The 25,160-nt window shown below is 69.5% G+C and carries 22 protein-coding genes, 1 tRNA gene and 2 pseudogenes; 13 read left to right on the forward strand and 12 right to left on the reverse strand.

What is annotated here, in order from left to right; genetic code table 11:
* From ABZ016_RS31065 to ABZ016_RS31105, 9 genes are all read left to right on the forward strand, one after another.
* Window positions 1-198 carry a hypothetical protein gene (locus tag ABZ016_RS31065; RefSeq protein WP_059417127.1) on the forward strand — a complete coding sequence of 66 codons (198 nt, stop codon included), beginning with the start codon at window positions 1-3 and terminating at the stop codon, window positions 196-198.
* Entirely contained in the window at window positions 195-833 is a 639-nt protein-coding gene (locus ABZ016_RS31070; protein ID WP_356920017.1) for an aminodeoxychorismate/anthranilate synthase component II, read from the forward strand. The genes ABZ016_RS31065 and ABZ016_RS31070 overlap by 4 nt, the downstream gene beginning before the upstream one ends.
* Window positions 830-2,062 carry a class E sortase gene (locus ABZ016_RS31075; RefSeq protein ID WP_356920018.1) on the forward strand — a complete coding sequence of 411 codons (1,233 nt, stop codon included), beginning with the start codon at window positions 830-832 and terminating at the stop codon, window positions 2,060-2,062. The genes ABZ016_RS31070 and ABZ016_RS31075 overlap by 4 nt, the downstream gene beginning before the upstream one ends.
* Before the next feature lie 13 nt (window positions 2,063-2,075).
* Window positions 2,076-2,828 (forward strand): class E sortase, encoded by a 753-nt coding sequence (locus tag ABZ016_RS31080; protein WP_356920019.1) that lies wholly within the window; start codon window positions 2,076-2,078, stop codon window positions 2,826-2,828.
* 101 nt (window positions 2,829-2,929) lie between these two features.
* Window positions 2,930-3,217 (forward strand): hypothetical protein, encoded by a 288-nt coding sequence (locus tag ABZ016_RS31085; RefSeq protein WP_356920020.1) that lies wholly within the window; start codon window positions 2,930-2,932, stop codon window positions 3,215-3,217.
* A 382-nt stretch (window positions 3,218-3,599) separates the two neighbouring features.
* Window positions 3,600-4,037, forward strand: coding sequence for a hypothetical protein (locus ABZ016_RS31090; protein ID WP_356920021.1), 438 nt, complete (start codon window positions 3,600-3,602; stop codon window positions 4,035-4,037).
* Window positions 4,038-4,298: 261 nt separating this feature from the next.
* Window positions 4,299-6,743 carry a glycoside hydrolase domain-containing protein gene (locus tag ABZ016_RS31095; protein ID WP_356920022.1) on the forward strand — a complete coding sequence of 815 codons (2,445 nt, stop codon included), beginning with the start codon at window positions 4,299-4,301 and terminating at the stop codon, window positions 6,741-6,743.
* Between the two features lie 3 nt (window positions 6,744-6,746).
* The gene (locus tag ABZ016_RS31100; RefSeq protein WP_356920023.1) at window positions 6,747-7,280 is read left to right on the forward strand and encodes a hypothetical protein; all 534 of its coding nucleotides are present in this window, start codon (window positions 6,747-6,749) and stop codon (window positions 7,278-7,280) included.
* A 2-nt stretch (window positions 7,281-7,282) separates the two neighbouring features.
* On the forward strand, window positions 7,283-7,951 hold the full coding sequence (locus ABZ016_RS31105; RefSeq protein WP_356920065.1) for a hypothetical protein: 669 nt from the start codon (window positions 7,283-7,285) through the stop codon (window positions 7,949-7,951).
* A 260-nt stretch (window positions 7,952-8,211) separates the two neighbouring features.
* On the opposite strand, the gene ABZ016_RS31110 is transcribed toward ABZ016_RS31105, so the two are convergent.
* The 7 genes from ABZ016_RS31110 to ABZ016_RS31140 all read right to left on the reverse strand — a co-directional run bounded on the left by ABZ016_RS31110 (window position 8,212) and on the right by ABZ016_RS31140 (window position 16,995).
* A complete protein-coding gene (locus ABZ016_RS31110; RefSeq protein WP_158681063.1) occupies window positions 8,212-8,577 on the reverse strand; it encodes a hypothetical protein in 366 nt (121 codons plus the stop codon).
* A gap of 204 nt (window positions 8,578-8,781) precedes the next feature.
* Window positions 8,782-10,797 (reverse strand): Stk1 family PASTA domain-containing Ser/Thr kinase, encoded by a 2,016-nt coding sequence (gene pknB / locus ABZ016_RS31115; RefSeq protein ID WP_356920024.1) that lies wholly within the window; start codon window positions 10,795-10,797, stop codon window positions 8,782-8,784.
* A 168-nt stretch (window positions 10,798-10,965) separates the two neighbouring features.
* On the reverse strand, window positions 10,966-12,444 hold the full coding sequence (locus tag ABZ016_RS31120; RefSeq protein WP_356920025.1) for a penicillin-binding protein 2: 1,479 nt from the start codon (window positions 12,442-12,444) through the stop codon (window positions 10,966-10,968).
* On the reverse strand, window positions 12,441-13,889 hold the full coding sequence (locus ABZ016_RS31125; RefSeq protein WP_356920026.1) for an FtsW/RodA/SpoVE family cell cycle protein: 1,449 nt from the start codon (window positions 13,887-13,889) through the stop codon (window positions 12,441-12,443). Before ABZ016_RS31125 ends, ABZ016_RS31120 begins: the two co-directional genes overlap by 4 nt.
* A 27-nt stretch (window positions 13,890-13,916) precedes the next feature.
* Window positions 13,917-15,473, reverse strand: coding sequence for a Stp1/IreP family PP2C-type Ser/Thr phosphatase (locus ABZ016_RS31130; RefSeq protein WP_356920066.1), 1,557 nt, complete (start codon window positions 15,471-15,473; stop codon window positions 13,917-13,919).
* Between the two features lie 132 nt (window positions 15,474-15,605).
* A complete protein-coding gene (locus ABZ016_RS31135; RefSeq protein ID WP_356920027.1) occupies window positions 15,606-16,115 on the reverse strand; it encodes an FHA domain-containing protein in 510 nt (169 codons plus the stop codon).
* 10 nt (window positions 16,116-16,125) lie between these two features.
* Entirely contained in the window at window positions 16,126-16,995 is an 870-nt protein-coding gene (locus tag ABZ016_RS31140; protein WP_356920028.1) for a DUF3662 and FHA domain-containing protein, read from the reverse strand.
* Window positions 16,996-17,468: 473 nt separating this feature from the next.
* Between ABZ016_RS31140 and ABZ016_RS31145 the strand changes: the two genes are divergently transcribed.
* A tRNA-Leu gene (locus ABZ016_RS31145) sits at window positions 17,469-17,552 on the forward strand.
* A 127-nt stretch (window positions 17,553-17,679) separates the two neighbouring features.
* Here the strand turns inward: ABZ016_RS31145 and ABZ016_RS31150 are convergent.
* On the reverse strand, window positions 17,680-17,877 hold the full coding sequence (locus ABZ016_RS31150; protein WP_356920070.1) for a hypothetical protein: 198 nt from the start codon (window positions 17,875-17,877) through the stop codon (window positions 17,680-17,682).
* 3 nt (window positions 17,878-17,880) lie between these two features.
* On the opposite strand from ABZ016_RS31150, the pseudogene ABZ016_RS31155 reads away from it, so the two are divergent.
* Window positions 17,881-18,032: pseudogene (locus ABZ016_RS31155) on the forward strand (DNA-binding response regulator); the annotation flags it as partial.
* A gap of 56 nt (window positions 18,033-18,088) precedes the next feature.
* Here ABZ016_RS31155 and ABZ016_RS31160 read toward each other — a convergent pair.
* Window positions 18,089-19,043: pseudogene (locus ABZ016_RS31160) on the reverse strand (aldo/keto reductase).
* Between the two features lie 149 nt (window positions 19,044-19,192).
* Here ABZ016_RS31160 and ABZ016_RS31165 point away from each other — a divergent pair.
* Together ABZ016_RS31165 and ABZ016_RS31170 are read left to right on the forward strand one after the other, a co-directional pair.
* Window positions 19,193-20,758, forward strand: a complete 1,566-nt coding sequence (locus ABZ016_RS31165; RefSeq protein ID WP_356920029.1) for an MFS transporter — start codon at window positions 19,193-19,195, stop codon at window positions 20,756-20,758.
* Window positions 20,759-20,837: 79 nt separating this feature from the next.
* The gene (locus ABZ016_RS31170; protein ID WP_356920030.1) at window positions 20,838-21,287 is read left to right on the forward strand and encodes a MarR family transcriptional regulator; all 450 of its coding nucleotides are present in this window, start codon (window positions 20,838-20,840) and stop codon (window positions 21,285-21,287) included.
* A 40-nt stretch (window positions 21,288-21,327) separates the two neighbouring features.
* On the opposite strand, the gene ABZ016_RS31175 is transcribed toward ABZ016_RS31170, so the two are convergent.
* The 3 genes from ABZ016_RS31175 to ABZ016_RS31185 are packed head-to-tail and all read right to left on the reverse strand — an operon-like array spanning window position 21,328 to window position 25,062.
* Window positions 21,328-21,861: a helix-turn-helix domain-containing protein gene (locus tag ABZ016_RS31175; RefSeq protein WP_356920031.1), complete on the reverse strand. Its 534-nt coding sequence runs from the start codon at window positions 21,859-21,861 to the stop codon at window positions 21,328-21,330.
* 49 nt (window positions 21,862-21,910) lie between these two features.
* The gene (locus ABZ016_RS31180; RefSeq protein WP_356920032.1) at window positions 21,911-24,349 is read right to left on the reverse strand and encodes an ABC transporter permease; all 2,439 of its coding nucleotides are present in this window, start codon (window positions 24,347-24,349) and stop codon (window positions 21,911-21,913) included.
* A complete protein-coding gene (locus tag ABZ016_RS31185; RefSeq protein WP_356920033.1) occupies window positions 24,343-25,062 on the reverse strand; it encodes an ABC transporter ATP-binding protein in 720 nt (239 codons plus the stop codon). The genes ABZ016_RS31180 and ABZ016_RS31185 overlap by 7 nt, the downstream gene beginning before the upstream one ends.
* Between the last annotated feature and the right edge of the window lie 98 nt (window positions 25,063-25,160).

Here is a 25,160-nt window from a genome sequence, read left to right on the forward strand (position 1 = left end):
GTGGGTCTGGTGCCGTGGTACGACGGAAGGGACGGCATGTACGGCTGGATCTGGCGGCATCTGCCGGGGAACACGTGGGTGAGGGCGTTGATCTCACTCGCCCTGGTCGTGGCCGTGGTCTACGTCCTCTTCCAGTACGTGTTCCCGTGGGCGGAACCGCTGCTGCCCTTCAACGATGTGACGGTGGACAACCAGTGAGTGCGCGCATTCTCGTCGTCGACAACTACGACAGCTTCGTCTTCAACCTGGTCCAGTACCTGTACCAGCTGGGTGCCGAGTGCGAGGTCCTGCGTAACGACGAGGTGTCGACGGCTCACGCTCAGGACGGTTTCGACGGTGTCCTGCTCTCTCCGGGGCCGGGGACTCCGGAGGAGGCGGGGGTGTGTGTCGAGATGGTTCGGCACTGTGCGGCCACCGGGGTCCCGGTTTTCGGGGTCTGTCTGGGTATGCAGTCGATGCAGGTGGCGTACGGCGGTGTGGTGGACCGGGCGCCCGAGCTGCTGCACGGCAAGACCTCGCTGGTGGAGCACGCCGGTGGGGGTGTCTTCGCCGGGTTGCCGTCGCCGTTCACGGCGACGCGCTATCACTCGCTGGCGGCCGAGCCGGAGACGGTGCCGGCTGAGCTGGAGGTGACGGCCCGGACGCAGGACGGCATCGTCATGGGTCTGCGGCATCGTGAATTCCGGGTCGAGGGCGTGCAGTTCCATCCCGAGTCGGTGCTGACGGAGCACGGGCACCGGATGCTGGCCAACTGGCTGGTGGAGTGCGGCGACCAGGGTGCCGTGGCGAGGTCGGCCGGGCTCGCCCCGGTGGTGGGCAGGGCCTCGGCGTGACGGCGCTGCGCCCCGAGCGCGAGTCCGACACCTCGTACGGGCAGCAGTCGTACGGGGTGCCGGGTGCGTTCGAGGACTGGCCGGCGGGTGGGGAGTACGGGGCTTCTCCGCGGCCGGAGGCGCCGTCGCAGCCGCCGCAGTCGCAGTCTTACGGGGCCCAGCCGGAGCCGGTCGCGTCCCGGTCCGAGTTGTTTGCGCCGGAGCCAGGGTCGTACTCGGCGTCGTACGAGCCGTTGCCGGACGAGCCGCTGCCGGACGAGTCGTATCTGCCGCCTGTCGACGAGGAGACGGTGGCGCTGCGGATACCGGATCCGCCGGCCGCGGGCAGTGCCGCCGTGTCCGGTTCTCCGGCCTCTTCCGCTGCGCGGCGTGCCGGATCCTCCCATGGGGGCCGGGCGGCCCGCAGGAAGGCCGCCAAGCGCCGTCACGGGCGTCATGGCGGTGCTCCGGGCACGGGCTCGGCTGCGGGATCCGCGCAGAGGGCTGAGGAGGCTCGGGAGGAGCGGCGGGCGCCGCTGTCGCGGGTCGAGGCGAGGCGGCAGGCGCGGGCGCGCAAGGCGAGCCCGGCGGTGGTCGCCAGTCGGGCCATCGGTGAGGTGTTCATCACCACCGGTGTGCTGATGCTGCTGTTCGTCACCTACCAGTTGTGGTGGACGAACGTCCGGGCGCATGCGCAGGCGGGCAGCGAGGCGAGCAGTCTGCAGAACGACTGGGCGAGCGGCAAGCGCAATCCGGGGGCCTTCGAGCCGGGGCAGGGTTTCGCCATCCTGCACATTCCGAAGCTGGACGTGGTGGTGCCGATCGCCGAGGGCACCAGCAACAAGGGGGTCCTGGACCGTGGCATGGTCGGCCACTACGCCGAGGGTGCGCTGAAGACCGCGATGCCCGGTGACAAGTCGGGGAACTTCGGGCTCGCGGGTCATCGCAACACGCACGGTGAGCCGTTCCGGTACATCAACAAGCTGTCTCCGGGCGATCCGATCGTCGTGGAGACGCAGGACGAGTACTACGTGTACAAGATGTCGTCCATCCTGCCGGTGACCTCGCCGAGCAACACGAGCGTCCTGAATCCGGTCCCGACGGGGTCGGGGTTCACCGGGCCCGGCCGTTACATCACGCTGACCACGTGCACGCCGGAGTTCACCAGCAAGTACCGGATGATCGTCTGGGGCAAGATGGTCGAGGAACGGCCGCGCAGCAAGGGCAAGCCGGATGCGCTCGTCAGTTAAGGGCAGATGACCAGTGGCAGCGACCACCGACACGGAGCACGAAGAGCACACCGGCGCGGCGGCGTCCCGGCCGTCGGCGGCACGCCGCCGTCCCGGTCCGATCGCGATGGCGGTCAGTGTCTTCGGGGAACTCCTCATCACCGCGGGCCTGGTGCTGGGCCTGTTCGTCGTCTACTCGCTGTGGTGGACGAACGTGGTCGCGGACCGCGCGGCCGGGAAGCAGGCCGACAAGGTTCGTGACGGCTGGGCGCACGGCCGGGGTGGGCCCGGGGCGTTGGACACCAAGAACGGCATCGGCTTCCTGCATGTGCCGGCCATGAAGAACGGTGAGGTCCTGGTCGAGAAGGGCACCTCGAGCAAGATCCTCAACGACGGTGTCGCCGGTTACTACACCGATCCGGTCAAGTCGGCTCTCCCGATGTCGGGCAAGACCGGCAACTTCGCTCTCGCCGCCCATCGCGACGGTCATGGTGCCAAGTTCCACAACATCGACAAGATGAAGAAGGGCGACCCGATCGTCTTCGAGACGAAGGACAAGTGGTACGTCTACAAGGTCTACGACATCCTTCCCGAGACCTCGAAGTACAACGTCAAGGTCCTCTCGGCGGTCCCGAAGGAGTCCGGCAGGAAGAAGCCGGGCCACTACATCACCCTGACGACCTGCACGCCGGTGTACACGAGCACGTACCGGTATGTCGTGTGGGGTGAGCTGGAGCGGGTGCAGAAGGTCGACAGCGAGCGAACGCCTCCGAAGGAGCTGCTCTGACCGCCCTTCTCGTGAGAGATCGGCCGGTGCCATGACGGAGGCCCGAAGCCGCAACCTTGTTTTGCGGCTTCGGGCCTTTTGTCGCCGTCCGGTTGTCCACGATGTACGGCGGTGATGCCGCTCTCCGCCGCGATGTTCAGGGCGTCGCACTGGACGACGAGCTGCCGTCCGCCGGCCGTGAGCGCGGTGATGTCGATGCCGCGGTTCCTCCCGCCGCCTTGCACGACGACGTGTTCTTCGAACTCGCGCCCGGTCTTGCTCAGGATGTGGGTGATGCGTTGGACTTGATGGCTTCGAGGCCGACCTCGAAGTACGCCGCCACCATCGCCGTCGTCACATGCATCCCGTCCGGCAGTAGCGACAGGGCCTTGACCCAGCGCCGTTGTTGATCATGGGAAGTGTGTGCGGGGCAGGCCGGGGCGTCGGTGAGGGGGGAATTGTGTGGGGAACTGGCGCTTCCTTGGTAGGGTAATCGCACGGTTGACCACCTGGGGGGATGGGTTTTCTGTGGATATCGCTGTGCTGTCAACACCGAGGCCACCAAGGTCACCCGTGTCTCCGGTGAAGGCGATGGTCCAACCTTCCTCGACGTCCCCGGGTGCGGCGTCGTAGCGCGTCTGCGTGTCTCTTCCCTGTCTGCGTTCTTCTGACCGTCACGGCCAGGGCCTTCCGTAATCCCGCAGTTCGGCAAGAGGGCGTGTCCCGGTTTTCCCGGAGTGCCTTCCTGTCTCCGTTGGCGTGTCAGGGGCACGCCAAGAAAGGTGTGTCCGCATGCTCAAGAAGTCACTGGCCATCGGTATCTCCGCCCTCAGCGCCGCCTCCTTCCTCGCCGTGGGCAGTGCCCCGGCCCAGGCGGCGGGCAATCCGTGCGGCGGTCCGTACCAGACCATCGCCTACGTCGACGGACGCCTCCCGGGAGACGGCGGCAACGACGACGGCAGCATGGTCGCCTACGCGGGCGGCACCGGCTACCTGTGCGTCGTCTTCTACAACGAGACGCCGGGCGGGAAGAACGAGATGTACTTCAACGTCTGCCCGGGCAAGGTGAGCGGTCCCGGATGCGGCACCGACCACGGTGACTACGCGTCCCACGCCGGTCCGATCACGATCACCGACACCGGCTGCTTCACCGCCGCGTACAAGATGCGGAACGAGGCGGACACCACCTGGCTCATCAGCGGCAAGCGCAGCTACGGGCCGCGCTGCTGATCCGCGACGCGTGTGCGTGGGCGGGGCTGTCGCCGCCCGCCCGCGCACACGCCCCCGCAACACCGCAGGCGCCGGGCTCTCCGGCGCTGACGAGATGCCGCCGATCCCTCGCGAGCCGTCGCACCGCGGCCATCCGCGCTGATCGTCGCTCGACGCCCTGAGCACACCGGCCTCCGGCCCCCGCACCACACGGCAGGGGCCGCCGTCCTGCCTGAGTCCCGCGTTCCGCCACCCCCCTTGTTACCGAGAGAGGAACCTGCGATGGACCAACAAGTCCTCAGAGCTCAGAAGTGGGTCAACGAGAAGTACAAGAGCGTCGCCGGCTACCAGCGATGCCCGGAGGACGGACGCAGCGGCTGGTCCACCATGTACAGCCTGACGATGGGGCTCCAGCACGAACTCGGCATCAGTCCGGTCGTCGCGAGCTTCGGCCCGGGGACCTACTCCCGCGTCGCCGCCCTGGGCGAGATCGGGTTCGGGTGGGACAAGAACCGCAACCTGCTGGCCTGCATCCAGTTCGGCATGTGGTGCAAGGGCTACTGGGCCGTCGAGCCGGAGAGCGAGGGCTGGTTCACCGGCGTCACGCGTGACGCCGTCAAGAAGCTCCGCTCCAACATGGGTCTTCCCGAAGGCGACGGCACGCTCAACGCGAAGATCATCAAGGCGATCCTCAACATGGACGCCTACGTCGTCGTCGCGGGCGGAAGCGAGGAGATCCGCAGCATCCAGCAGTGGCTGAACAAGGACTACTGGAGCAAGAGCGCCTACAACATCGGGCCCACGGACGGGATCTACTCCCGTGACGTGCAGAAGTCGCTCATGATCGCCCTTCAGTACGAGCTGGGCATCGCGGAGCCGAACGGCAACTACGGCCCGGCCACACAGGCGGGCCTGCGGACCCGCACCCTCGACCAGGGAGCCGGCGGCACCCTGACGAAGATCTTCTCCGCCGCCTGTGTCTTCAACTCCCCCACCTACGACGACGAGCTCCAGGAGGTGCGTACCTCCTGGCGGGACACGTTCGACGCGAAGCTCGCCGAGTGGCTCCGCGCCTTCCAGAAGTTCAACAGGCTGAGCCAGACCGGCAAGGGGGACTACCAGACCTGGTCCCAGCTCCTGGTCTCCATGGGCGACCCCGACCGGCCGGCCACGGGATCGGACACGCGGTTCGAGATCACCGCGTCGCGCGCGAAGTGGCTCAAGGACAACGGCTTCGAGGTCGTCGGCCGTTATCTCTACGATCCGCCGGGCTCCACCAAGGACAAGGAGATCAAGCCCGGGGAGCTGGAGACGATCTTCTCCCACGGACTGAGCGTCTTCCCCATCTACCAGGACAACGCCCGCGAGCTGAGCGACTTCACCTACCAGCAGGGTTACCAGCACGGTCTGAACGCCCATCAGCTGGCCAGCGGGTACGGCTTCAACCGCGGCACCACCATCTACTTCGCCGTCGACTACGACGCCACCCAGGAAGCCATCGACAGCGAACCGCAAGGAGTCGTCGCCTACTTCCACGGTGTGCAGGCCGCCCTTGCCAGCAAGGGAAAGAAGTACAACCACGGCGTCTACGGATCCCGCAACGTCTGCATCAACGTCACCAACAAGACGTTCGCCCGCTACTCCTTCGTCTCCGGCATGTCCTGGGGGTTCTCCGGGAACCTCGGTTTCCCGATCCCGCGGAACTGGTCGTTCAACCAGATCAAGGAGTTCAAGGTCCAGAACGGGACCGACTCCTTCGACCTCGACCGCGACGTCTCCTCCGGGCGCGACCGCGGTGCGTCCTCGATCAGCGACAAGGCCAAACCGGCGGACGACTTCATCGCCTACGTCCAGACGCTGTACGACCTGGCCGGCTCCTACGGGGCGAGCGGGCAGAAGCGCAGCCAGCTCGTCATGGAGTACATCCGCCACCACGAGTACGGCGACAAGGACACGCTGAACAAGATCGGCTGGTGGTACCTGATCGGCGGGTACGACCAGGGGTTCGTCAACTACTGCAACGACCGCGGCATGTCGGTGAGGAAGAGCTTCAAGGATCCCTTCACCGGCTACGACCTGGGCGCCGAGCACATGATGGCCACCGCGAACGCCCATCTCCTGACGGACCAGCCGTCCAACCGGAAGGGCGCCAACGGGGGTGACGTCGGAGGCTGGGCCGGTGACCTGATGACGTTCTGGTCCGACTGGCGCAACTCCGAGAAGGAGTACGCCGATCCGCTCGCCTTCTGCCACGACAGGCTCGCCGTACCCGGTGTGTCGTCCTCGTTCGGTTTCGAGGACCTCATCGAGGACGCGGACGGCTACCTGATCGCCCGCGCGGTCCGCAACAACAGGACCATCGTCGACGCGGTCAAGGACCACTACCAGAAGGACGGCGGGCTGCGTCGCTTCAACAACTACTTCGCCCAGCGCTGGGGGAACGCGACCGACTGCAAGGACTCCGCGCACAACGCCCTGACCGCTTCCGACACCGTCCTGGGGCCGGGCCGTAAGCAGCTCATCAGTCTCAAGGGCGCCGTGCTGCCGGCGGTCTACCAGAATGCTCCGGGTGGATTCGACAAGCTCCAGAGGTTCGAGCAGGGATTCGTGGACGCTCTCCTCGCCCGCATGGGCATGGAGAAGAGCAAGGCGGCGCAGTACCGGGCCAACCACGAGGCCTTCCTCAAGGCGGCGCGCAGCCGGGCCGCGCGTTCCGCCCGGGACTGAGTCATGACCGGCGGGAACAAGTCCTTCCGGCCGGAACGGTTCGCCTACCTGGCCGGACTCGCGGTGATGGGCGTCGCGCTGCTGTTCCTCCTCGGCGGCACCGGCATCGTCGTGACGTCGGTGGCGGCTGTGCTGTGTATCGGCATGGTCGCCGGAGGCCGCAGCGGTGTCCGCGCCGTGCGGGCCGGCAGATGGAGCCGGCCCAGGACCTGGCTGTCCCTGGGCGTGGCCTGTGTGTCCACCGGGGTCGGCGGTTTCGTGGTGGCCTATCTGACCGGGATCTTCTCCGGCGGCCTGGACGTCCAGGAGGCCTGTGTCTACGGGCACGGTGTCCGCTACGACGATGCCTTCCGGGAAGCACACGCGCAGGAGTTCAACCGTTGGTTCCCGTTGCACAGCAAGTGCAACGAGGACTTCGACCTGGTTCCCGCCTGGGTCAACCCAGCCATTGTGTTCTTCGTGCTGCTGGCGGCGATCGGCGTGCTGTGCCTCGCTGCCGCAGTGGTGACGGCTCTGAGGACGAGGAGAAACAGATGAAGATGGGTGACCTGACGAGGCGTCGTTTCGCCGGGGCCACCGTCGGCGTGGCGGGTGCGGCGGCCTTGGGCTCGCTGCTGCCCGCCGGACAGGCCGTCGCGGTGACCGGGGCCGGTGCCGGTTCCTGGACGGAGGACACCACCGGCAACGGCTGGCCCCTTCTGGAGGAGGCGGAGTCGTTCACCATCGAGGGCAGTGACCAGGAGGTCAGACTCGCCGGCGGTGACGCCGCCGTGGTTCTGCTGCACGTGGCTCGCCGGTTCCACTACGAGATCGACCGGCTGCGGGACGGCGACGTCCAGGGCTGGGTGGGTGAGCGCCGGATCTCGACGGAGTACGAGTCGAACTACCTCTCCGGCACGGCGATCGCCATCCGGCCGAGGGCGTACCCGGTCGGCGTGAAGGACGGCCTGTACCCGAACGAAGTCGTCGTGGTCCGGGACATCCTCGCCGAACTGGACGGAGTCGTCCGCTGGGGCGGTGACTTCACTCCGGCGAAGGAGTCCCACTTCGAGATCGGCGTCAAGCCGGGGCATCCGCGGCTGAAGGGCGTTGCCCGGAAGATCCTCGGATGGGAGGAAGGCCCCGGGGACCAGGGGGCTGGGGCGACGGACGCGTTCGACCCCGGGCGGCGCAGCAGGGCCCGCTCGTTCGCACGGCGCGCGGCCTAGGGCCTGTCGTTTGGATCATGCCGGCGTCGCGGGGCGTGGCACGCACATCTGCCGCGTTGTCGTCGGTCGCCGACGCTCCGCGTCGACTCCCTCCTCCGCCTTGCAGCTGCACGCACCACGCCCCGCTCGGCTCGGCTGAAAGACACAGTCCCTCTCAGCCGACCTGATCCAAACGACAGGCCCTAGCGACACGGAGAAGGGCCGGCCCGCAGGTCCTGCGGGCCGGCCCTTCTTTCAGCCACTCGTCATTCCGCCGCGGCTCAGGTGGTCAGGTTGTACTTGAAGCCGCTGAACTTGTCGCCGCTCTTGATGAGCGAGACGCGCACGCCGACCTTGATGTTCTCGGGCACCTGGCTGCCGAAGCACTTGTACTCGTGCGAGAGGGCGGGCTGCGTCGTCTTCAGTTCGGCGATCGTCTTGTAGTCGCTCATCCTGAAGAGGTGGATCTCGACGGCGTACCCGTCGCTCTGGTCGTCGTAGACGGTCAGGCAGTCCCCGTCATGACCGAAAGCACCCTTGCCGCCCGGGTCCCAGTCCGTCGTGTAGACGAAGCCGCTGTTGGTCCCGGCGTTGGCCGTTCCCGAGGCGAGGAAGGTCAGGGCGCAGGCAGCCCCCAGGGCGGCCACGATTCGCTTCTTGATGATTACCCCCATATGGTCATGTCGCGTTCAAGACGCGAACAAGACGTGATCATAACGCAGGATCCAGCCATGTCTGTGGGGCTTTTCGGGGTGGTGCCCGTCACTCCTTTCCGGCCAGGCGGACGGACAGCAAGGCGCCCCAGCACGGAGGGTGCTGGGGCGCCTTGCTGTCCGCGTTACGGGTGGAGGTCAGTCCTCGTTGCGGCCGGTGAGGCCGCCGAAGATGCCGCCGTTGCCGTTGCCGCCGTTGTTGTTGCCTCCGACGCCGACGGTCTGCAGGGTGACCGTCGTGGAGGCCGGGTCGTCGACCTCCTGGTTGGGCTGCGGGTCCTGGCCGGCGACGAGAGCGTTGTCGTTCTGGTCGCTGCCGTTCGCGAACTGGATGTTCGTGAAGCCGGCCTGGGCGAGGGCCTGCTTGGCCTGGCCGACCGTCTGGCCGACGACCTGGGGCACGCGGGTCTTCTGCTTCTGCTTCTTGCCGATCTGGATGTTGACCGACGAGTTCTTGTCGACCGAGGCACCGGCCTGCGGCGTGGTCTGGATGACCTTGCCGACCTGGTTGTCGTCCTGGGTGTCGACCTCGGTGCAGTTGCCCACCAGTTCGTTGGCGGTCATCTGCGCCTTGGCCTGGTCACAGCTCTGGCCGAGCACGTCCGGGACGGTGGACTTCGCCTCCGCCTTGGCGATGGTGAGGGTGATGGTGGAGCCCTTCTCCACCTCCTCGCCCAGCGCCGGGTTCTGCTCGAGGACGGTGCCGGGGTCCTCCGAGGACTCCTTCGTCTCCGTCTCGACCTCGAACTGGTACTTGTCGCCCGTCAGCGTCGCCTTGGCGTCATCCAGGCTGTCGCCGACGACACTCGGCACCGCCACCTTCGGCGCCCCGGTCGACACCACGAGGTTGATGGTGTCGCCCTTCTTGACCTTCACCCCGGCGTCCGGGTCCTGGTCGCAGACCTTGCCCTTGCTCTGGTCCTCGCAGGGCTTGTTGGTGGTGCTCAGCTTGAGATCGCTGTTCTTCGCCAGTTGTCTGGCGGTAGGCAGCGTTTCACCGACGAGGTTCGGAGCGGGAACCGTGTCGTTGGCGACCCCGTCTCCGCTGAACGCCCACCGCCCGATGAGGATCGCCCCGACCAGGACGAGGACGCCCGCCACCACCAGCAGGATCGTGGAGGTGTTGCCCTTGCGCTGCTGTCCGCGGCGCCGGTCCGGGCGGTCGTCGTAGCCGTAGCCGCCGTCGTCCGGGTTCATGGGCGGCAGCATCGACGTGGCGCCGGCGCCGGAGTCCGCGCGCAGGGCCGTCGTCGGCTGGTCGTCGGGGTAGCCGCCGTAGCCCACCGAGCCCAGCGCGGCCGTCGCCGCGACCGGCTGGCCGTCGAGGCAGGCCTCGATGTCGGCGCGCATCTCGTCGGCCGACTGGTAGCGGTAGTCCGGGTCCTTGACGAGCGCCTTCAGCACGATCGCGTCCATCTCGGGCGTGATCTCGGGGTCGAAGACGCTCGGCGACTGCGGCTCCTCCCGGACGTGCTGGTAGGCCACGGCGACCGGGGAGTCGCCGACGAAGGGCGGGCGGACGGTCAGCAGTTCGTACAGCAGACAGCCGGTGGAGTACAGGTCGGACCGGGCGTCGACCTGCTCGCCCTTCGCCTGCTCCGGCGAGAGGTACTGGGCCGTGCCGATGACCGCGGCGGTCTGCGTCATCGTCATGCCGGAGTCGCCCATGGCGCGGGCGATGCCGAAGTCCATCACCTTGACCTGGCCGTTGCGCGTCAGCATGACGTTCGCGGGCTTGATGTCGCGGTGGACGATGCCGTTTCTGTGGGCGTACTCCAGGCCCTGGAGGATGCCGATGGTCATCTCCATGGCGCGTTCCGGCAGCAGTTTGCGGCCGGAGTGCAGCAGCTCACGGAGGGTCGAGCCGTCCACGTACTCCATGACGATGTACGGGATCGACACGTTGTCGATGTAGTCCTCGCCCGTGTCGTAGACCGCGACGATCGCGGGATGGTTGAGCGAGGCGGCCGACTGGGCCTCCCGGCGGAACCGGGCCTGGAAGGAAGGGTCGCGCGCGAGATCCGCGCGCAGCGTCTTCACCGCCACGGTGCGGCCGAGGCGGGTGTCATGCGCGAGGTAGACCTCCGCCATGCCACCACGCCCGAGCACCTGGCCCAGTTCGTACCGGCCGCCGAGGCGACGCGGCTCTTCCATAGCTACCTACCAGCCCTCTCCGTCGGTCCCGACCGCAAACTGCTGCGGCCGGAGGCTGCCGTCCGGGCCTACCGTACCCGGCTCGCTTTGTGTGACCTGGCCAAGCCCGTCAGCCGATACAGGACCGGTATCGCAACGTGCACCGATGTGAAACAGACGTGAGCGGGGTCACTTCTTGCTGTTGATGACCGCCTCCATCACGTTCCTCGCGATCGGCGCCGCGAGGCCACCGCCGGAGATGTCGTCACGGACGGCCTTGTCGTCCTCGATCACGACCGCCACCGCCACGGGGGAGCTGCCGTCCTCGCCCTTGGCGTAGGAGATGAACCACGCGTAGGGGTTCTCCTTGTTGTCGACACCGTGCTGGGCGGTACCGGTCTTGCCGCCCACGGTGACATTCGGGATGCGGGCGTTGGTGCCGGTGCCCTTCTCGACGACCGTCTCCATCATGGACTGCAGGATCTGGGCGTTGTCCGAGGACAGCGGCTGGCTGAGCTCTTCCGGCTCGGTCTTCTCGATGGTGTCGACGCTGCGGGCCTGGAGCTCGTCGACCATGTACGGCTTCATCAGCTTGCCGTCGTTGGCGATGGCCGAGGACACCATGGCCATCTGCAGCGGGGTCGCGGCGGTGTTGAACTGGCCGATCGACGACAGCGCGGTCTCCGACGGGTTCATGTCGTCACCGAAGACCGAGGCGTTGGCGCGCACCGGGGTGAAATGCTCCTCGGTGAAGCCGAACTTCTTGGCCATCGCCAGCATCTTCTCGTTGCCGAGGTCGGAGCCGATCTTGCCGAACACGGTGTTGCAGGAGTACTGGAGCGCCGTCCGCAGGGTCGCGTTCTTGCAGGGGATGTTCCCCTCGTTCTTCAGCGGGGTCGTGGTGCCCGGCATGGTCCACGGCAGCGGCGTCTTGGTGTTCTGGTCCGGGTCCGTGTACAGCCCGTCCTCCAGCGCGGCGGCCGCGGTGAGCACCTTGAAGGTGGAGCCCGGCGGGTAGGTCTCGCGCAGCGCCCGGTTGAGCGTCGGGTCGTCGGGGTTGTTCTTCTTCTCCAGCTTCTGCCAGGCCTTGGTGTCCGTGGTCGTGGAGTTCCCGGCGAAGGACGACGGGTCGTACGACGGGTAGGAGGCCAGGGCGAGGATCTTGCCGGTGGACGGCTCGATGGCGGCGACGGCGCCCTTGCCGCCCTGCTTCTTCAGACCGTCGTAGGCGGCCTTCTGGGCGGCGCCGTTCAGGGTCGTGACGACGTTGCCGCCTTCCTGCTTCTTACCCGTGAGCATGTCGAGGGTGTTGCGGAAGAAGAGCCGGTCGTCGTTGCCGGTGAGGATGCCGTCCTCGAGGTTCTCCAGCTGTGTGGCGCCGAAGGCCTGCGAGGCGTAGCCGGTGACCGGCGCCCACATCGCGCCGTCCTTGTAGGTGCGCTTCCACTTGAAGTCGCTGCCCGACGTCTCCTTGGAGCCGGTGATGGGCTTGCCGTCGACGATGATGTCGCCGCGGGGCGAGGCGTACCGCTCGATGATGACGCGGCGGTTGTTCTTGTCGGTGCGGAGTTCGTCGGCCTGGACGTACTGGATCCAGTTGTCGCGGATGAGCAGGGCCAGCACGAGCAGGCCACAGAAGATCGCGATCCGGCGCAGGGGCTTGTTCATGACGGGCGGACCACCTGGGTCATCTCGGCGTCGGGGTTGCCGGCGGGAGAAGGTGCCGGACGGCGTGCGGTGTCGCTGATGCGTAGCAGGATGCCGATCAGGGCCCAGTTGGCGATCACGGAGGATCCGCCGTAGGCGACGAACGGCAGCGTCATACCGGTCAGCGGGATGAGGCCCATGACACCGCCGGCCACGACGAAGACCTGGAGGCCGAAGGCACCGGAGAGGCCGACGGCGAGCAGTTTGCCGAACGGGTCGCGGGCCGCGAGTGCGGTGCGAACACCTCGCTCGACGATCAGGCCGTAGAGGAGCAGGATCGCCATGACGCCGGCCAGTCCGAGTTCCTCGCCGAAGGTGGCGAGGATGAAGTCGGAGTTGGCGGCGAAGCCGATGAGGTCGGAGTTGCCCTGGCCGAGGCCGGTGCCGAGGGTGCCGCCGGAGCCGAAGGCCCACAGGGCCTGCATGGCCTGCTCGGAGTGGACGACGCCGTCCTGGACGCCGGCGCGGGAGAGTTTGAACTCGTGCGCCGGGTCGAGCCAGGCCTGGACACGCGTCTGGATGTGCGGCTCGAAGCTCGCCACGCCGACGGCGCCGGCTGCGGACATCAGCAGACCGAAGACGATCCAGCTGGTCCGCTCGGTGGCGACGTACAGCATGATGACGAACATCCCGAAGAACAGCAGGGACGTACCGAGGTCGGTCTCGAAGACCAGGATGAGGATCGAGATGACCCAGACGACGAGGATCGGGCCGAGGTCGCGGCCGCGCGGCAGGTACAGGCCCATGAAGCGGCGGCTGGCCAGGGCCAGGGCGTCTCGCTTGACCATGAGGTAGCCGGCGAAGAAGACGGCGAGGACAATCTTTGCGAACTCGCCGGGCTGGAGCGTGCCGAGACCGGGGATCTTGATCCAGATCTTCGCGCCGTAGATGTTCGCGCCAAGTCCGGGCACGAGCGGCAGGATCAGCAGGAACAGCGCTCCGGCCATGGAGATGTACGTGTAGCGCTGCAGAACGCGGTGGTCCTTGAGGAAGATCACCACGGCCGCCAGCAGGGCGACACCCAACGCCGAGTACAGCAGCTGACGCGGTGCGGCCTCGGCGTAGTTGCTGAGTCGCTTGGACTGGTCCAGGCGCCAGATGACGACCAGGCCGAGTCCGTTCAGCAGCGTCGCGATCGGCAGCATCAGCGGGTCCGCGTACGGCGCGAACTTCCGTACGACGAGATGGCCGACGCCCGCGAGCAGGCCCAGTCCGAGCCCGTAGCTCAGCAGGCCCGGAGGCACCGAGTCGTTGATCGCCAAGCCGACGTTGGCATAGGCGAACACCGGAATGACGACGGCGAACACCAGCAGCGCGAGCTCGGTGTTGCGGCGACTCGGCGCACCGATCGCGCCGATCGTGGACGTGTGGTGCGTCGACGAGTGCGACGTATTCGTACCGCTCATCTTGTGACAGGGCCTCTCACGGCTTGCCTACTGCTTCCCGCACAGCGAGACGACCTTCTGCTCTTCCTCCGAGAGGCTGGGGCCGGGGCTGGGAGTGGGTGCGGTCGTGGTCGGGGGCGTGGACTTCTCAGGCGTCGACGGCGAGCCCGATGGGTTCGACGGGTTCGGCGTCGGTGTGGCCTTGGACGTGAAGGAGGCGGGAGTGGTTCCCGTGGTGCCCCCGGCCTCGCCCTCGCCGGTCTTGGCGTTGTTCCGGCTCTCGGCCTCGCGCCGCTGCGCCTGCTTCTTGCACGCGGAGGCCTGGACCGACAGTTCCTGGATCTTCGCCTGGGCGTTCTTCAGCCCGCCTTCGGCGATGGTCGCCTCGACCAGCTTCTGCTGGTAGGGCGGCAGGTACTTGAGTTCGATCTCGGGGTGGTCCTTCTCGACCTTCGAGAGCGAGACCCAGGCCAGGTCCTGGCTGATGCCCCGGTAGAGCGCGACGTGCTCGTCCTCGGTGCCGACGTAGTACTGGGTCTGTGTCCAGCGGTAGCCGCCGTACAGACCGCCGCCGACGACGGCCAGCGCGAGGGCGCCGTAGAACGATCTCTTCAGCCACCTGCCGCGCTTCTTCGGCTTGACGAAGTCGTCGTCGCCGTAGTCGAAGCCGGCCGCCGGGACGTAGCCGGTGGTGTCGCCGGAGCCGGGCGGGCCGAACTCGCCGCCCGAACCGCCGTGGCCGTGGCCCTGGCGGCCGAGGCCGGAGGCGCGGCCGGCGGGGGTCTGCATGATGCCGTTGTCGTGCAGCTGGTGCTGGTTCTCGGCGACGGCGCCGACCACGACCGGGGTGTCGGACAGCTGGCCGGCGAGGGTGTCGCCGGTGTCCAGGTCGAGGACGTCGGCGACGATGACGGTGATGTTGTCCGGGCCGCCGCCGCGCAGTGCCAGCTCGATGAGGTTCTGGACGGTCTCCTGGGGGCCCTGGTAGCTGGCGAGGGTGTCCTCGAGGGTCTGGTGGGACACCACGCCGGAGAGGCCGTCGGAGCAGATCAGGTAGCGGTCGCCGGCGCGGACCTCGCGGATGGAGAGGTCCGGTTCGACGTGGTCGCCCGAGCCGAGGGCCCGCATCAGCAGCGAGCGCTGCGGGTGGGTCGTGGCCTCTTCCTCGGTGATGCGGCCCTCGTCGACCAGGCGCTGCACCCAGGTGTGGTCCTGGGTGATCTGTGTGAGCACGCCGTCGCGCAGGAGGTAGGCGCGGGAGTCGCCGACGTGGACCAGGCCGAGGCGCTGACCGGTCCACAGCAGGGCGGTCAGGGTGGTGCCCATGCCCTCCAGCTGCGGGTCGTCCTCGACCATGGAGCGCAGCTGGTCGTTGGCGCGCTGGACGGCCGTGCCGAGGGAGGTGAGGACGTCGGAGCCGGGGACGTCGTCGTCGAGCGCGACGATGGTGGAGATGGCCTCGGAGGAGGCGACCTCGCCGGCGGCGGCGCCGCCCATGCCGTCGGCGATGGCGAGCAGGCGTGGGCCGGCGTATCCGGAGTCCTCGTTGCCCTCCCGGATCATGCCCTTGTGCGATCCGGCGGCGAAGCGCAGGGACAGACTCATGCGCACCTCGCCCGTCGGCTCCGGGTACAGCCGGTCGTGTCGAGCCACACTGCCCACCCTCCGGTCGGGAGCGCGCCGGGGCCCGGGGTGGTGCCCGCCACTGCGTGCTCGCTCCGCTCGCTCATTTTCGTACTACTTCCGCAGCTCGATGACGGTCTTGCCGATGCGGATCGGCGCGCCCAGCGCAATCGGTGTGGGAGTCGTCAGCCGGTTCCGGTCAAGGTAGGTGCCGTTGGTGGAGCCGAGGTCCTCGACGATCCACTGACCGTCGCGGTCCGGGTAGATCCTGGCATGGCGGCTGGAGGCGTAGTCGTCGTCCAGCACGATCGTCGAGTCGTGCGCCCGGCCCAGGGTGATGGTCTGGCCCTGGAGCGCGACCGTGGTGCCGGTGAGGGTGCCCTCGGTGACGACCAGTTTGGTGGGGGCGTTACGGCCGCGGCGGCCGCCGGTGGACTGCTGGCGCTGCTGCGGCGGCGCCTGGCGGGCGGCCTGCTGCTGCCGGCCTGCCTCGCGGCGCGATCCGCGCTGGGTGACACGCGTACCGAACAGGTCGCTCCGGATGACCTGCACGGCCACGATCACGAACAGCCACAGTACGGCCAGGAAACCCAGCCGCATGACCGTGAGGGTCAGCTCTGACATTGCCCCCGCTTCACCCTTCGGCTTGCCGGTAAATGATGGTGGTGCTGCCCACGACGATCCGCGAGCCGTCGCGGAGCGTAGCGCGGGTGGTGTGCTGCCCGTCCACCACGATGCCGTTGGTGGATCCGAGATCCTGGATCGTCGAGGGCGTTCCGGTCCGGATCTCGCAGTGCCGGCGGGAGACGCCGGGGTCGTCGATCCGCACGTCGGCGTCGGTGCTGCGGCCCAGCACGAGCGTCGCGCGGGAGATCTGATGGCGGGTGCCGTTGATCTCGATCCAGTGGCGGGTTCGTCCGCCGGCTGCCGGGGCGGCCGGGGGCCGCTGGCCGCCCGCGGGCTGCGGGTAGCCGTATCCGCCGGGGCGGCCGCCGGGCGGCGGCGCGGACGGCATGGGAGGGGCGCCCGCGGGCGCGGCGGACGGCGGGTAGCCGTAGCCGCCGGGGCGTCCGCCCTGCGGGGCGGCGGGCGCGGCGCCGCCGCCTGCGGGGCCGCCCTGCTGGCTGCTGGAGGAGGCGAGCGTACGGCTGCGCACCCGGTACAGGCCGGTGTCGAGGTCCTCCGCCTTCTCCAGGTGCACCTTGATCGGGCCCATGAAGGTGTAGCGCTGCTGCTTGGCGTAGTCGCGCACCATGCCGGCGAGCTCGTCGCCGAGCTGGCCGGAGTAGGGGCTGAGCCGCTCGAAGTCCGGTGTGCTCAGCTCCACGATGAAGTCGTTGGGCACGACCGTGCGGTCACGGTTCCAGATGGTGGCGTTGTTGTCGCACTCGCGCTGGAGCGCTCCGGCGATCTCCACGGGCTGGACCTCGGACTTGAACACCTTGGCGAAGGTGCCGTTGACCAGACCTTCGAGACGCTGCTCGAACTTCTTCAGGACTCCCATGGGGCACCTCCTCCGTCGCTGCCGTCCTGTGTACTGCCCTGCGGGCCACTTGCCTGGTACTGCTTACTGATCGTATCCACGCGCCGCTCGATCGGCTGGTTCCCCCTGTCAGGCCGGTCGACGGGTGTCGACGGATGACGAAAGTTCCCTGTGGAGCTCCCCATCGAACTCCTCCGCTAATACTGCTGCGCGCGACCGCTTCTTGTACTCCTCGCAAGGATCGTAGAGGCGGCCGCAGACCAGTGTCCCGCACCTGACTGTGGACCCGGACCGCCTCCTGGGGAGACAGGCTGTACCGGTACGAGGTTGATACGTGAAGCGGTACGCGTTGATACGTGGCCAGGGCACCGAAGGTTCGGCGGGGCTCCTGCCTGCGGAAGAACGGATGTGAACCCACCCCGTCCAGCGTGCTAATGTTCTGGGTGTCGGAAGGCGCCGGCCCCCAAGGGGCCAACGCCCAGGACACACCCAATGCGCGGGTGGCGGAATAGGCAGACGCGCTGGATTCAGGTTCCAGTGCCCGCAAGGGCGTGGGGGTTCAACTCCCCCCTCGCGCACAGTGAGACACGGGTCTCTGTCGGTGACGAAGTCACCGCAGGGGCCCGTTTCTCGTTTCCGTTGTCGCTGTGAGGCATCACACAGCCTGATCAGGCGGCGGGAGACGGGCTCCGCCCGTGAGGAAGCTCACGGCGAGAGCCTGCCGGGCAACGGTGGTCCGCCACCGGCCTCGGGCAGCACGAGCCGGAAGACGCTGCCGTGGCCCTCGGCCGTCTCCAGTTCCAGCCGGCCGCCGTGGCCCTGGGCGATCGTCATCGGGCCGCGCGACAGCGGCCACGGCCGGCTCGTGGACGTCGTGCTCGACGTACCACCGGGAGAGCGCATGTCATGACCACCGTCCGCATCGCCGACGACCAGCCGAACACGCAGTCGAGGACATCCGCATGGCCGCCGAGCTCCGCCCCGACGTCGTCCTCATGGGCGTGTGCATGCCCGGCGTGGACAGGATCGAGGCCACCGGCCGCATCGTCGCGTCCGGACCGGCCATGAGCCCTGTCCGGCGATGTCACCGACTCCGCCGGTGCCCCCGCGGCCCTCAGCGGGCGCCCACCGCCTCGGGGAGTTCGGCGAGTTGCGCCAGGGCCTGCGGCGGCAGGATCAGGGAGCCCGCCGCCACGTTGTCCTCCAGGTAGCGGCGGGTCTTCGTGCCGGGGATGACGCCCACGTGGTCGCCCTGGGCCAGCACCCACGCGATCGACACCTGCGCCACGGTCGCACCCAGCTCCTCGGCCACGGCCCGCACCCGGTCGACGAGCGCCTGGTTGGCGCTGATGGCCTCGGGCTGGAACCGCGGGATGCGGTGCCGTCCGTCCACCTCGGGCAGGTCCTGCGGGCTGCTGATCAGCCCGGACAGGAAACCCCGGCCGAGCGGGGCGAACGCGATGAACGCGATGCCCTCGCGCCCGCAGTGCTCCACCACGCCGTCGGTCAGGGCGTCGCGGCTCCACAGGGAGAGTTCGCTCTGCACGGAGGCGACCGGGTGGATCGCGTGCGCCCGGCCGATCTCCTCCGCCGACGCCTCGGACAGGCCGAGTGCGCCGAGCTTGCCCTCCTTCACCAGTTCCGCGAGCGCCCCAGCTCTCCTCGACCGGCACCTCCGGGTCGATGCGGTGCAGCTGGTAGAGGTCCACGTGCTCCACGCCGAGCCGGCGCAGGCTCGCGTCGACGGCGGCGCGCAGGTACTCGGGCCGGCCGTCCCGGTGACTGCGGTAGGTGGCGGGGTCGTCCACGACGAGGCCGCCCTTGGTGGCGAGCAGCGCCTTGTCGCGGTGACCGCGCAGCGCCTTTCCGACGAGCAGTTCGTTGGTGAACGGGCCGTACTGGTCGGCCGTGTCGATCAGGTCGGCGCCGATCTCGAGGGCCCGCCGGATGACCCCGATGGACTCGTTCTCGTCCCGGCCCAGCTCGTCGTACCCCCACGACATGCCCATGCAGCCGAGGCCGACGGCCGCGAAGGTCCGCTCCGAGCCGCCCAGTTGGATCCTGCGCATCGCCGTGCGCACCGCCTTTCCCACTCGCTCGTGTGCACGTCTGTGCACAGGCCTCTACTCTATGCCAGAGTTCTTATACATCAATGACAGCGATCATAAAACTGACATCGATCATAAAGCTGTCCATGATCAGACAGAGGTGATCCTCCGTGTCCACCGGCAACCCGCGGGCCACGCTCGCCGCGGCGTGCGTCGTCGGTCCGCTCATGACCCTGGTGGTGACCGGCCCGTCCGTGGCCGTCCCCGACATCGGCGCCGATCTGCACAGTTCACTCGCCGCCGCCCAGTGGGTGGTCGACGGCTACATGCTGACCGCGTCCAGCAGCCTCGCGGCCATGGGCTCGCTCGCCGACCGCATCGGCCACCGCAGGATGTTCACCTGGGGCATGGCCTTCTTCGCCTTCTGGATGACGGTCTCGGGCCTGGCGAACAGCATTCTGCTGCTCGACGTCTCGCGCGCCGTCGCCGGCTTCGGCAGCGGCGCGGCGCTCGCCTCCATCACCGCGATCCTGGCCCAGTCCTTCGACGGCGCCGCCCGCGCCAAGGCGTTCGGCCTCTTCGGTACGTTCCTCGGCGCGGGCCTCGCCTTTGGGCCGATGTTCGGTGGTGCCCTGGTCAACCTGGGGGGCTGGCGTTCGGTCTTCCTCGTCCTGGCCGCGGTCTCCGCGCTCGTACTGCTGAGCACGCCGCTGCTGCCCCGCTCGGAGCCCCACCGCGGACCCCGCTTCGACTGGACCGGCACTTTCGCCTTCGGTTTCGGCGTCGCCCTGTTCGTCCTTGCCCTGGTGGAGGGGCCGGGCCGGGGCTGGACCGACCCGGTGGTGCTCGGCTCGGCCGTCGGCTGCCTGGTCCTGATGGCGGCCTTCGTGGCGGTCGAGCGCCGCACCGAGCACCCGATGTTCGACCTGGGCCTGTTCGCCCGCCCGCAATTCCTGGCCGTCTGCCTGGTGCCGCTGGTGCTGGCCTTCAGCTTCGTGGCGCTCGTCATCGTGCTGCCGCCGTACCTGACCTCCACGAGCGGTATGTCGGCCTTCCGCATCGGCCTGGTCCTGCTGCTCCTGACGGGCCCGTCCCTGGTGATGCCGGCGATCACCGGCGTGCTCGCGCAGAAGGTCTCGCAGCGCGTGCTGTTCGTCGTGCTGCTGTGCTTCTCCGCCGTCGGCGCGGCCTGGCTGGCCATGGTGGACGCGGGTGCCTCCACGGCCGCGCCGGCCGGGCCCCTGCTCTTCCTGGGCATCGGCTACGGCATCTCGCTGGGCATCCTGGACGGCGCGGCGGTCTCAGCCGTCGAGCCGGAGCGGATGGGCATGGCCGCGGGCATGTTCAACACCGTGCGGCTCGCCTCCGACGCGGTCTCCATGGCCGGGCTCGGCACCCTCGTCACGGCGCTCACCAAGAGCGCTCTCGACAGTGGCGCGGTGTCCGGGTACCCCGGCGGTGCCGAGGCGCTGACCTCGCGCGCGCTGCAGGGCGGACTGACCGAGGCCGCCGGGTCGCTGCCGGCCGGCGAGGTGCGGGACCGGGCGGTGCACGCGGTCACCGACGCGTACGCCAGTGGTCTGCACACCACCCTGTGGATCGTCGCGGCGGCGTGCGCGGTCAGCGCGGTCGTGGTCTTCAGCCTGCTCTCCGGTGCGAAGCCGTCCGGTGACGCGCCCGCCGAGGCGACCGACAACCCGTCCACGGCGTCGCCCGAGCCCGCCTCCGCGCACTGAGGGACGGGGTCATGGCTCAGCGACGATCAGGCAATGCACGACCAAGGCTTCGCCTTCTGTCGTATGGAAGACTGTTGACATGGCGAACAGGACGACGGGGACGGTCGCCGCCGGCCGACTCGGGCACACGATCAAGCGGGCGGAACAGGCTCTCATCGCGCGCAAGACGGAAGTGCTGCGGGAATTCGGCCTGACGGTGCCCCAGTACTCGGTCCTGCTGCTGCTGTCGGTCTCCGACGGTATGTCCGCGGCCCAGCTCGCCCGGGAGTGCATGGTCACGCCGCAGACGATGGCCACGGTCCTGACCAATCTGGAGAAGGCCGATCTGGTGTACCGGGAACCCTCGGAACTCCATCAGAAGGTCGTGGTCAACCGGGCGACCCGGGCGGGCCGTGCCATCGCCAAGAAGGCCGACAAGGCGGCACTGCGCGTCGAGGGCTCGCTGAGCGCCGAGTTCACGGCCGAGGAGCTGGCCCACTTCGAGGAGTACCTGGAGCGGGCGATCGCGTTGCTGGGTTCGCTGGACTGATCCGGCTCTCGAGGGTTTTCTGCTCGGCTGCCGCCCGAGCTCAGGTGGCGTCGGCGCCGCCGTCCCCGAGCGGACGACCTTGCCCGAAGCGAGCCTTGACAGCGGGGTCGTCGAGCAGCCGGGCCGGGTAGCCGGGGCCGGTGCGGGCGGTCAGGTCCTGGTGGCGCAGGGGCTCGCCGCAGGAGGAGCAGACGACCTCGGCGCGGGTGTCGTGGTCGCAGGAGGTGTGGTGCAGCACCACCGGGGCGCCCTCGTCGCCGGCCAGCCAGCGGTCGCCCCACGCGTTGATCGCGGCGAGCACACCGAAGAAGTCCCGGCCTTTGTCGGTCAGCAGGTACGCGTGGCGGACCGGGTCGCTCTGGTACGCCTGCCGCTCCAGCAGGCCCTCGGCCTCCAGCCGCCGCAGCCGGTCGGTGAGGGTGTTGCGGGCGATGCCGAGCGTGCCGATGAAGCCGTCGAAGCGGGACTCGCCGTAGAAGACCTCGCGCAGCACCAGCAGGGACCAGGCGTCGCCCAGGATGTCGGCGGTGCGGGCGATCGAGCAGGGCCAGGAGCCGAACGAGGTCCGTTTCACGGCTGCCAGGTTATCGGTTTCATCATGAGATGCACCCGCTGTCGCTACGTCACTCCTTCACACCCGCCAGTTCCACCGGGCGGCGGCGCAGGGTGAGGGCGGCCGGGACGAGCGCGGACGTGACGGCCAGGACCGCGCAGGCCGCCGTCGTCATGCCCAGGGCCTGCCACGGCAGCGTGATCGTGGCCGGGGCCGACAGCAGGGCGAGGGCGCTCCCCATTCCGGCCAGGTTGACGGTGGCGACCAGGAGGCCGAGGAGCGCGCCGGCCGCCACGACCGCCAGGGCCTCCGCGCCGGTCAGCCGCAGCACCTGCCACCGGGTGGCCCCGGCCAGCCGCAGCGCCGCCAGCTCCCGGGCCCGGTCGGACGTCGCCATGAGCATGGTGTTGGCCACGGAGATGCCCGTGTAGAGCAGGGCGACGCCGAGTACCAGCAGGAGGCCGAGGCGGGTGGTGCGGTTGGTGCCGGGACGGCTGTCGCTGATCCACTGGTCCCGGGTGAGGACCTGTCCGCTCCCGGCGCCGAGCGCCTTGCGCAGGGCGGTGGCCACGGCTCCCGGATCCGCGCCGGCGGCCAGGGCCACGTCCACCCGGTCGACCGGGGCGCCGGGGGCGTTGCGCGGGGTGACGTAGACGCCGTTGTTGCCGGTGCCGGTGGTCATCACCGCGGCGATCCGCAGGGTGCGCGGTGTCCCGTCGCCCAGCCACACCCGGACCCGCTCGCCCACCCGGTGCCGCTGCCACTCCTCGTTGACGATGATCGAGTCGTCGTCGAGGCCGTCCACCTCTCCGGCCGCGAGCGGCAGACGCGCGGTGGCCGCCAGCGGGCCGGGTACGGCGGCCCGGGCCTCGGAGCGGACCAGGGCCACGCCGTCCTCCAGGACGTGGACGGCCGTCGAGGAGGAGGGCGAGACCACCGTGCCCGGTACCGCCCGCAGCCTGCGCAGGGTGGTGTCGTCGAAGCCCGTTCCGCCCGCCGGGGTCACGACGAAGGCGGCGGTGGTGCGCTCCCTGGTCTCGGCGGTCCTCGCCTCGTTCAGGGTCGCGGTGGCACCGAGCAGGGAACCCGCGAGGGCGACCGTGACCAGGACGGGGGCCGCGAGGGCGGCGGTACGGCGTGTCTGGGCGGTGGTGTTCTCCCGCACCAGCATGGCGCAGGCACCCGGCAGCCGGGCGAGGAGCCTGATCACGGGGCCCAGCACGAGCGGCGACAGCAGGGCGGCCGCGGTGATCAGCAGCATGGGGCGGCTGATATAGGTCTTGCGCTGCAGCAGGTCCCCCGGGTCGCCGGTCAGGGCGAGGGCCAGGGTCGCCGCGGCCGTCAGCAGCAGGGCGGTACCGCACAGCAGGCGGCCCCGGGGCAGGGTCCCGCTGTCCGCGGACGTCTCGCGCAGGGCCTCCGTGGGACCGGTGCGGCCGGCCCGCCAGGAGGCCGCGGTCGCCCCGCACAGCGCGACGAGCAGGCCGGTCCAGAAGGCCGCGTGGTACGGCCAGGTGTGGTCGCCGAGGGTGAACCAGGCCGGGGCGAGGCCCTCGTCGGCCACCCACGCGGCCAGCCGGGGCGCCCCGAGGGAACCGAGCACACAGCCGGTGGCCGAGGCGAGCGCGCCGACGCCGAGGGCCTCGGCGAGGACGCTCCGGCGGATCTGACCCGGACTCGCCCCGGCGGAGCGCAGCAGCGCGAACTCCCGGCGCCGCCGCTCGACCGCGAACGCGAACGTCGACGCCACGACGAAGACCGACACGAAGGCGGTGACACCCCCGGCCGTGCCGAACAGGGCGTTCATCGCGGTGAGCGCCTCGGCGTCCCGGCCGGGGTCGGCGTCGGCGAGGCGGCGCGCGTCCCCGGTGAGGACCTCGGCGCTGCCGCGCACGGCCTCCCGTACGGCGGACGGCTCGGCGCCGACGACCAGCTGACCGCTCACCGGCTGCAGGCGGGCGGCCCGCGCGTCGGTGAAGAACACGGCGTGCTCGAAGCCGCGCGAGGCGAGGGTGCCGACGACGCGCAGCGTGCCCCGGTCGGTGCGGATCCGCTCACCGGGGCGGGTCCAGTCGCCGGTGACGGCGACCTCGCCGGCCGCGTGTGGCGCCCGGCCGGCGGTGAGGTCGTACGGGGCGAACGCGGCGGTGGACCAGGGGTGGCCGACGAGGCCGGCGGGGCCGCGTCCGGCGCGCACGGCGAAGACCCGGTCCTCGACGACCCGGCCCAGCTCCCGAAGGCGCGCGACGGTCGCCGTGGGCACCGGGCGCGGGTGGGCGAGCCGGGCCTCGCGGTCACCGATCGGCGTCGCAACGCGCAGCGTGTCCGGTCCCTTGACGACGACCGGCGCTGCCGCGAAGCGCTCGGGCGGGCGCTCCGGGGCGGCGGCCGAGGAGGCCAGGGTGAGGCCCGAGACGGTGAGCAGGGCCACGCCCAGCGCGAGCGCGACGAAGCTGCCGGCGAAGGCGACCCAGCGGGTGCGCAGGGTGCGCAGGGCGACGCTCAGCACGGGACGGCCTCCAGCCGGGTCATGCGCGCGGCGACGGCGTCGGCGCTCGGATCCGCCAACTCCCCGTGCACGCGCCCGTCGACGAGGAAGACCACGCGGTCGGCGTACGCGGCGGCCACCGGGTCGTGCGTGACCATGACGACCGTCTGTCCGTCCTGGTCGACCAGGCCGCGCAGCAGAGCGAGCACCTCACGGCCGGTCCGCGTGTCCAGGGCTCCGGTCGGCTCGTCGGCGAACAGCACCTCGGGCCGGGTGATCAACGCCCTTGCCAGGGCTACGCGTTGCTGCTGACCGCCGGACAACCGGGCCGGTCTGTGCCGGGCCCGGTCGGCGAGGCCGACCTGCTCGAGCGCCTGGCGCACCCGGGCCTTCGGGACGCGGCGGCCGGCCAGGCGCAGGGGCAGGACCACGTTCTGCTCGGCGGTCAGCGAGGGCAGCAGGTTGAACGCCTGGAAGACGAACCCGACGCGCTCGCGGCGCAGCAGGGTCAGCCGCCGCTCGCTCAGCCCGGTGAGTTCGGTGCCGCCCACGCTGACCGACCCGGAGGTGGGCCGGTCCAGGCCGGCGGCACACTGGAGCAGCGTCGACTTGCCGGAGCCGGAGGGGCCCATGACGGCGGTGAAGGTCCCGGCGGGGAACGTCAGGGTGACCCCGTCGAGTGCCTTCAGGGGGCCGTACGTTCTGGTGACCGAGTCCAGCCGGATGGCGTCCATGTCCCTGCCTCACGTCGATTGACCGTTGGCCTCCACGGAATCGCGCCGGGGCGGGTCCGCGCAGTGCGGTGGGGCCTAGACCTGGGGTAGGGCCAGGC

The sequence above is a fragment of the Streptomyces sp. NPDC006372 genome, from assembly GCF_040612515.1.
Classification (GTDB): Bacteria; Actinomycetota; Actinomycetes; order Streptomycetales; family Streptomycetaceae; genus Streptomyces.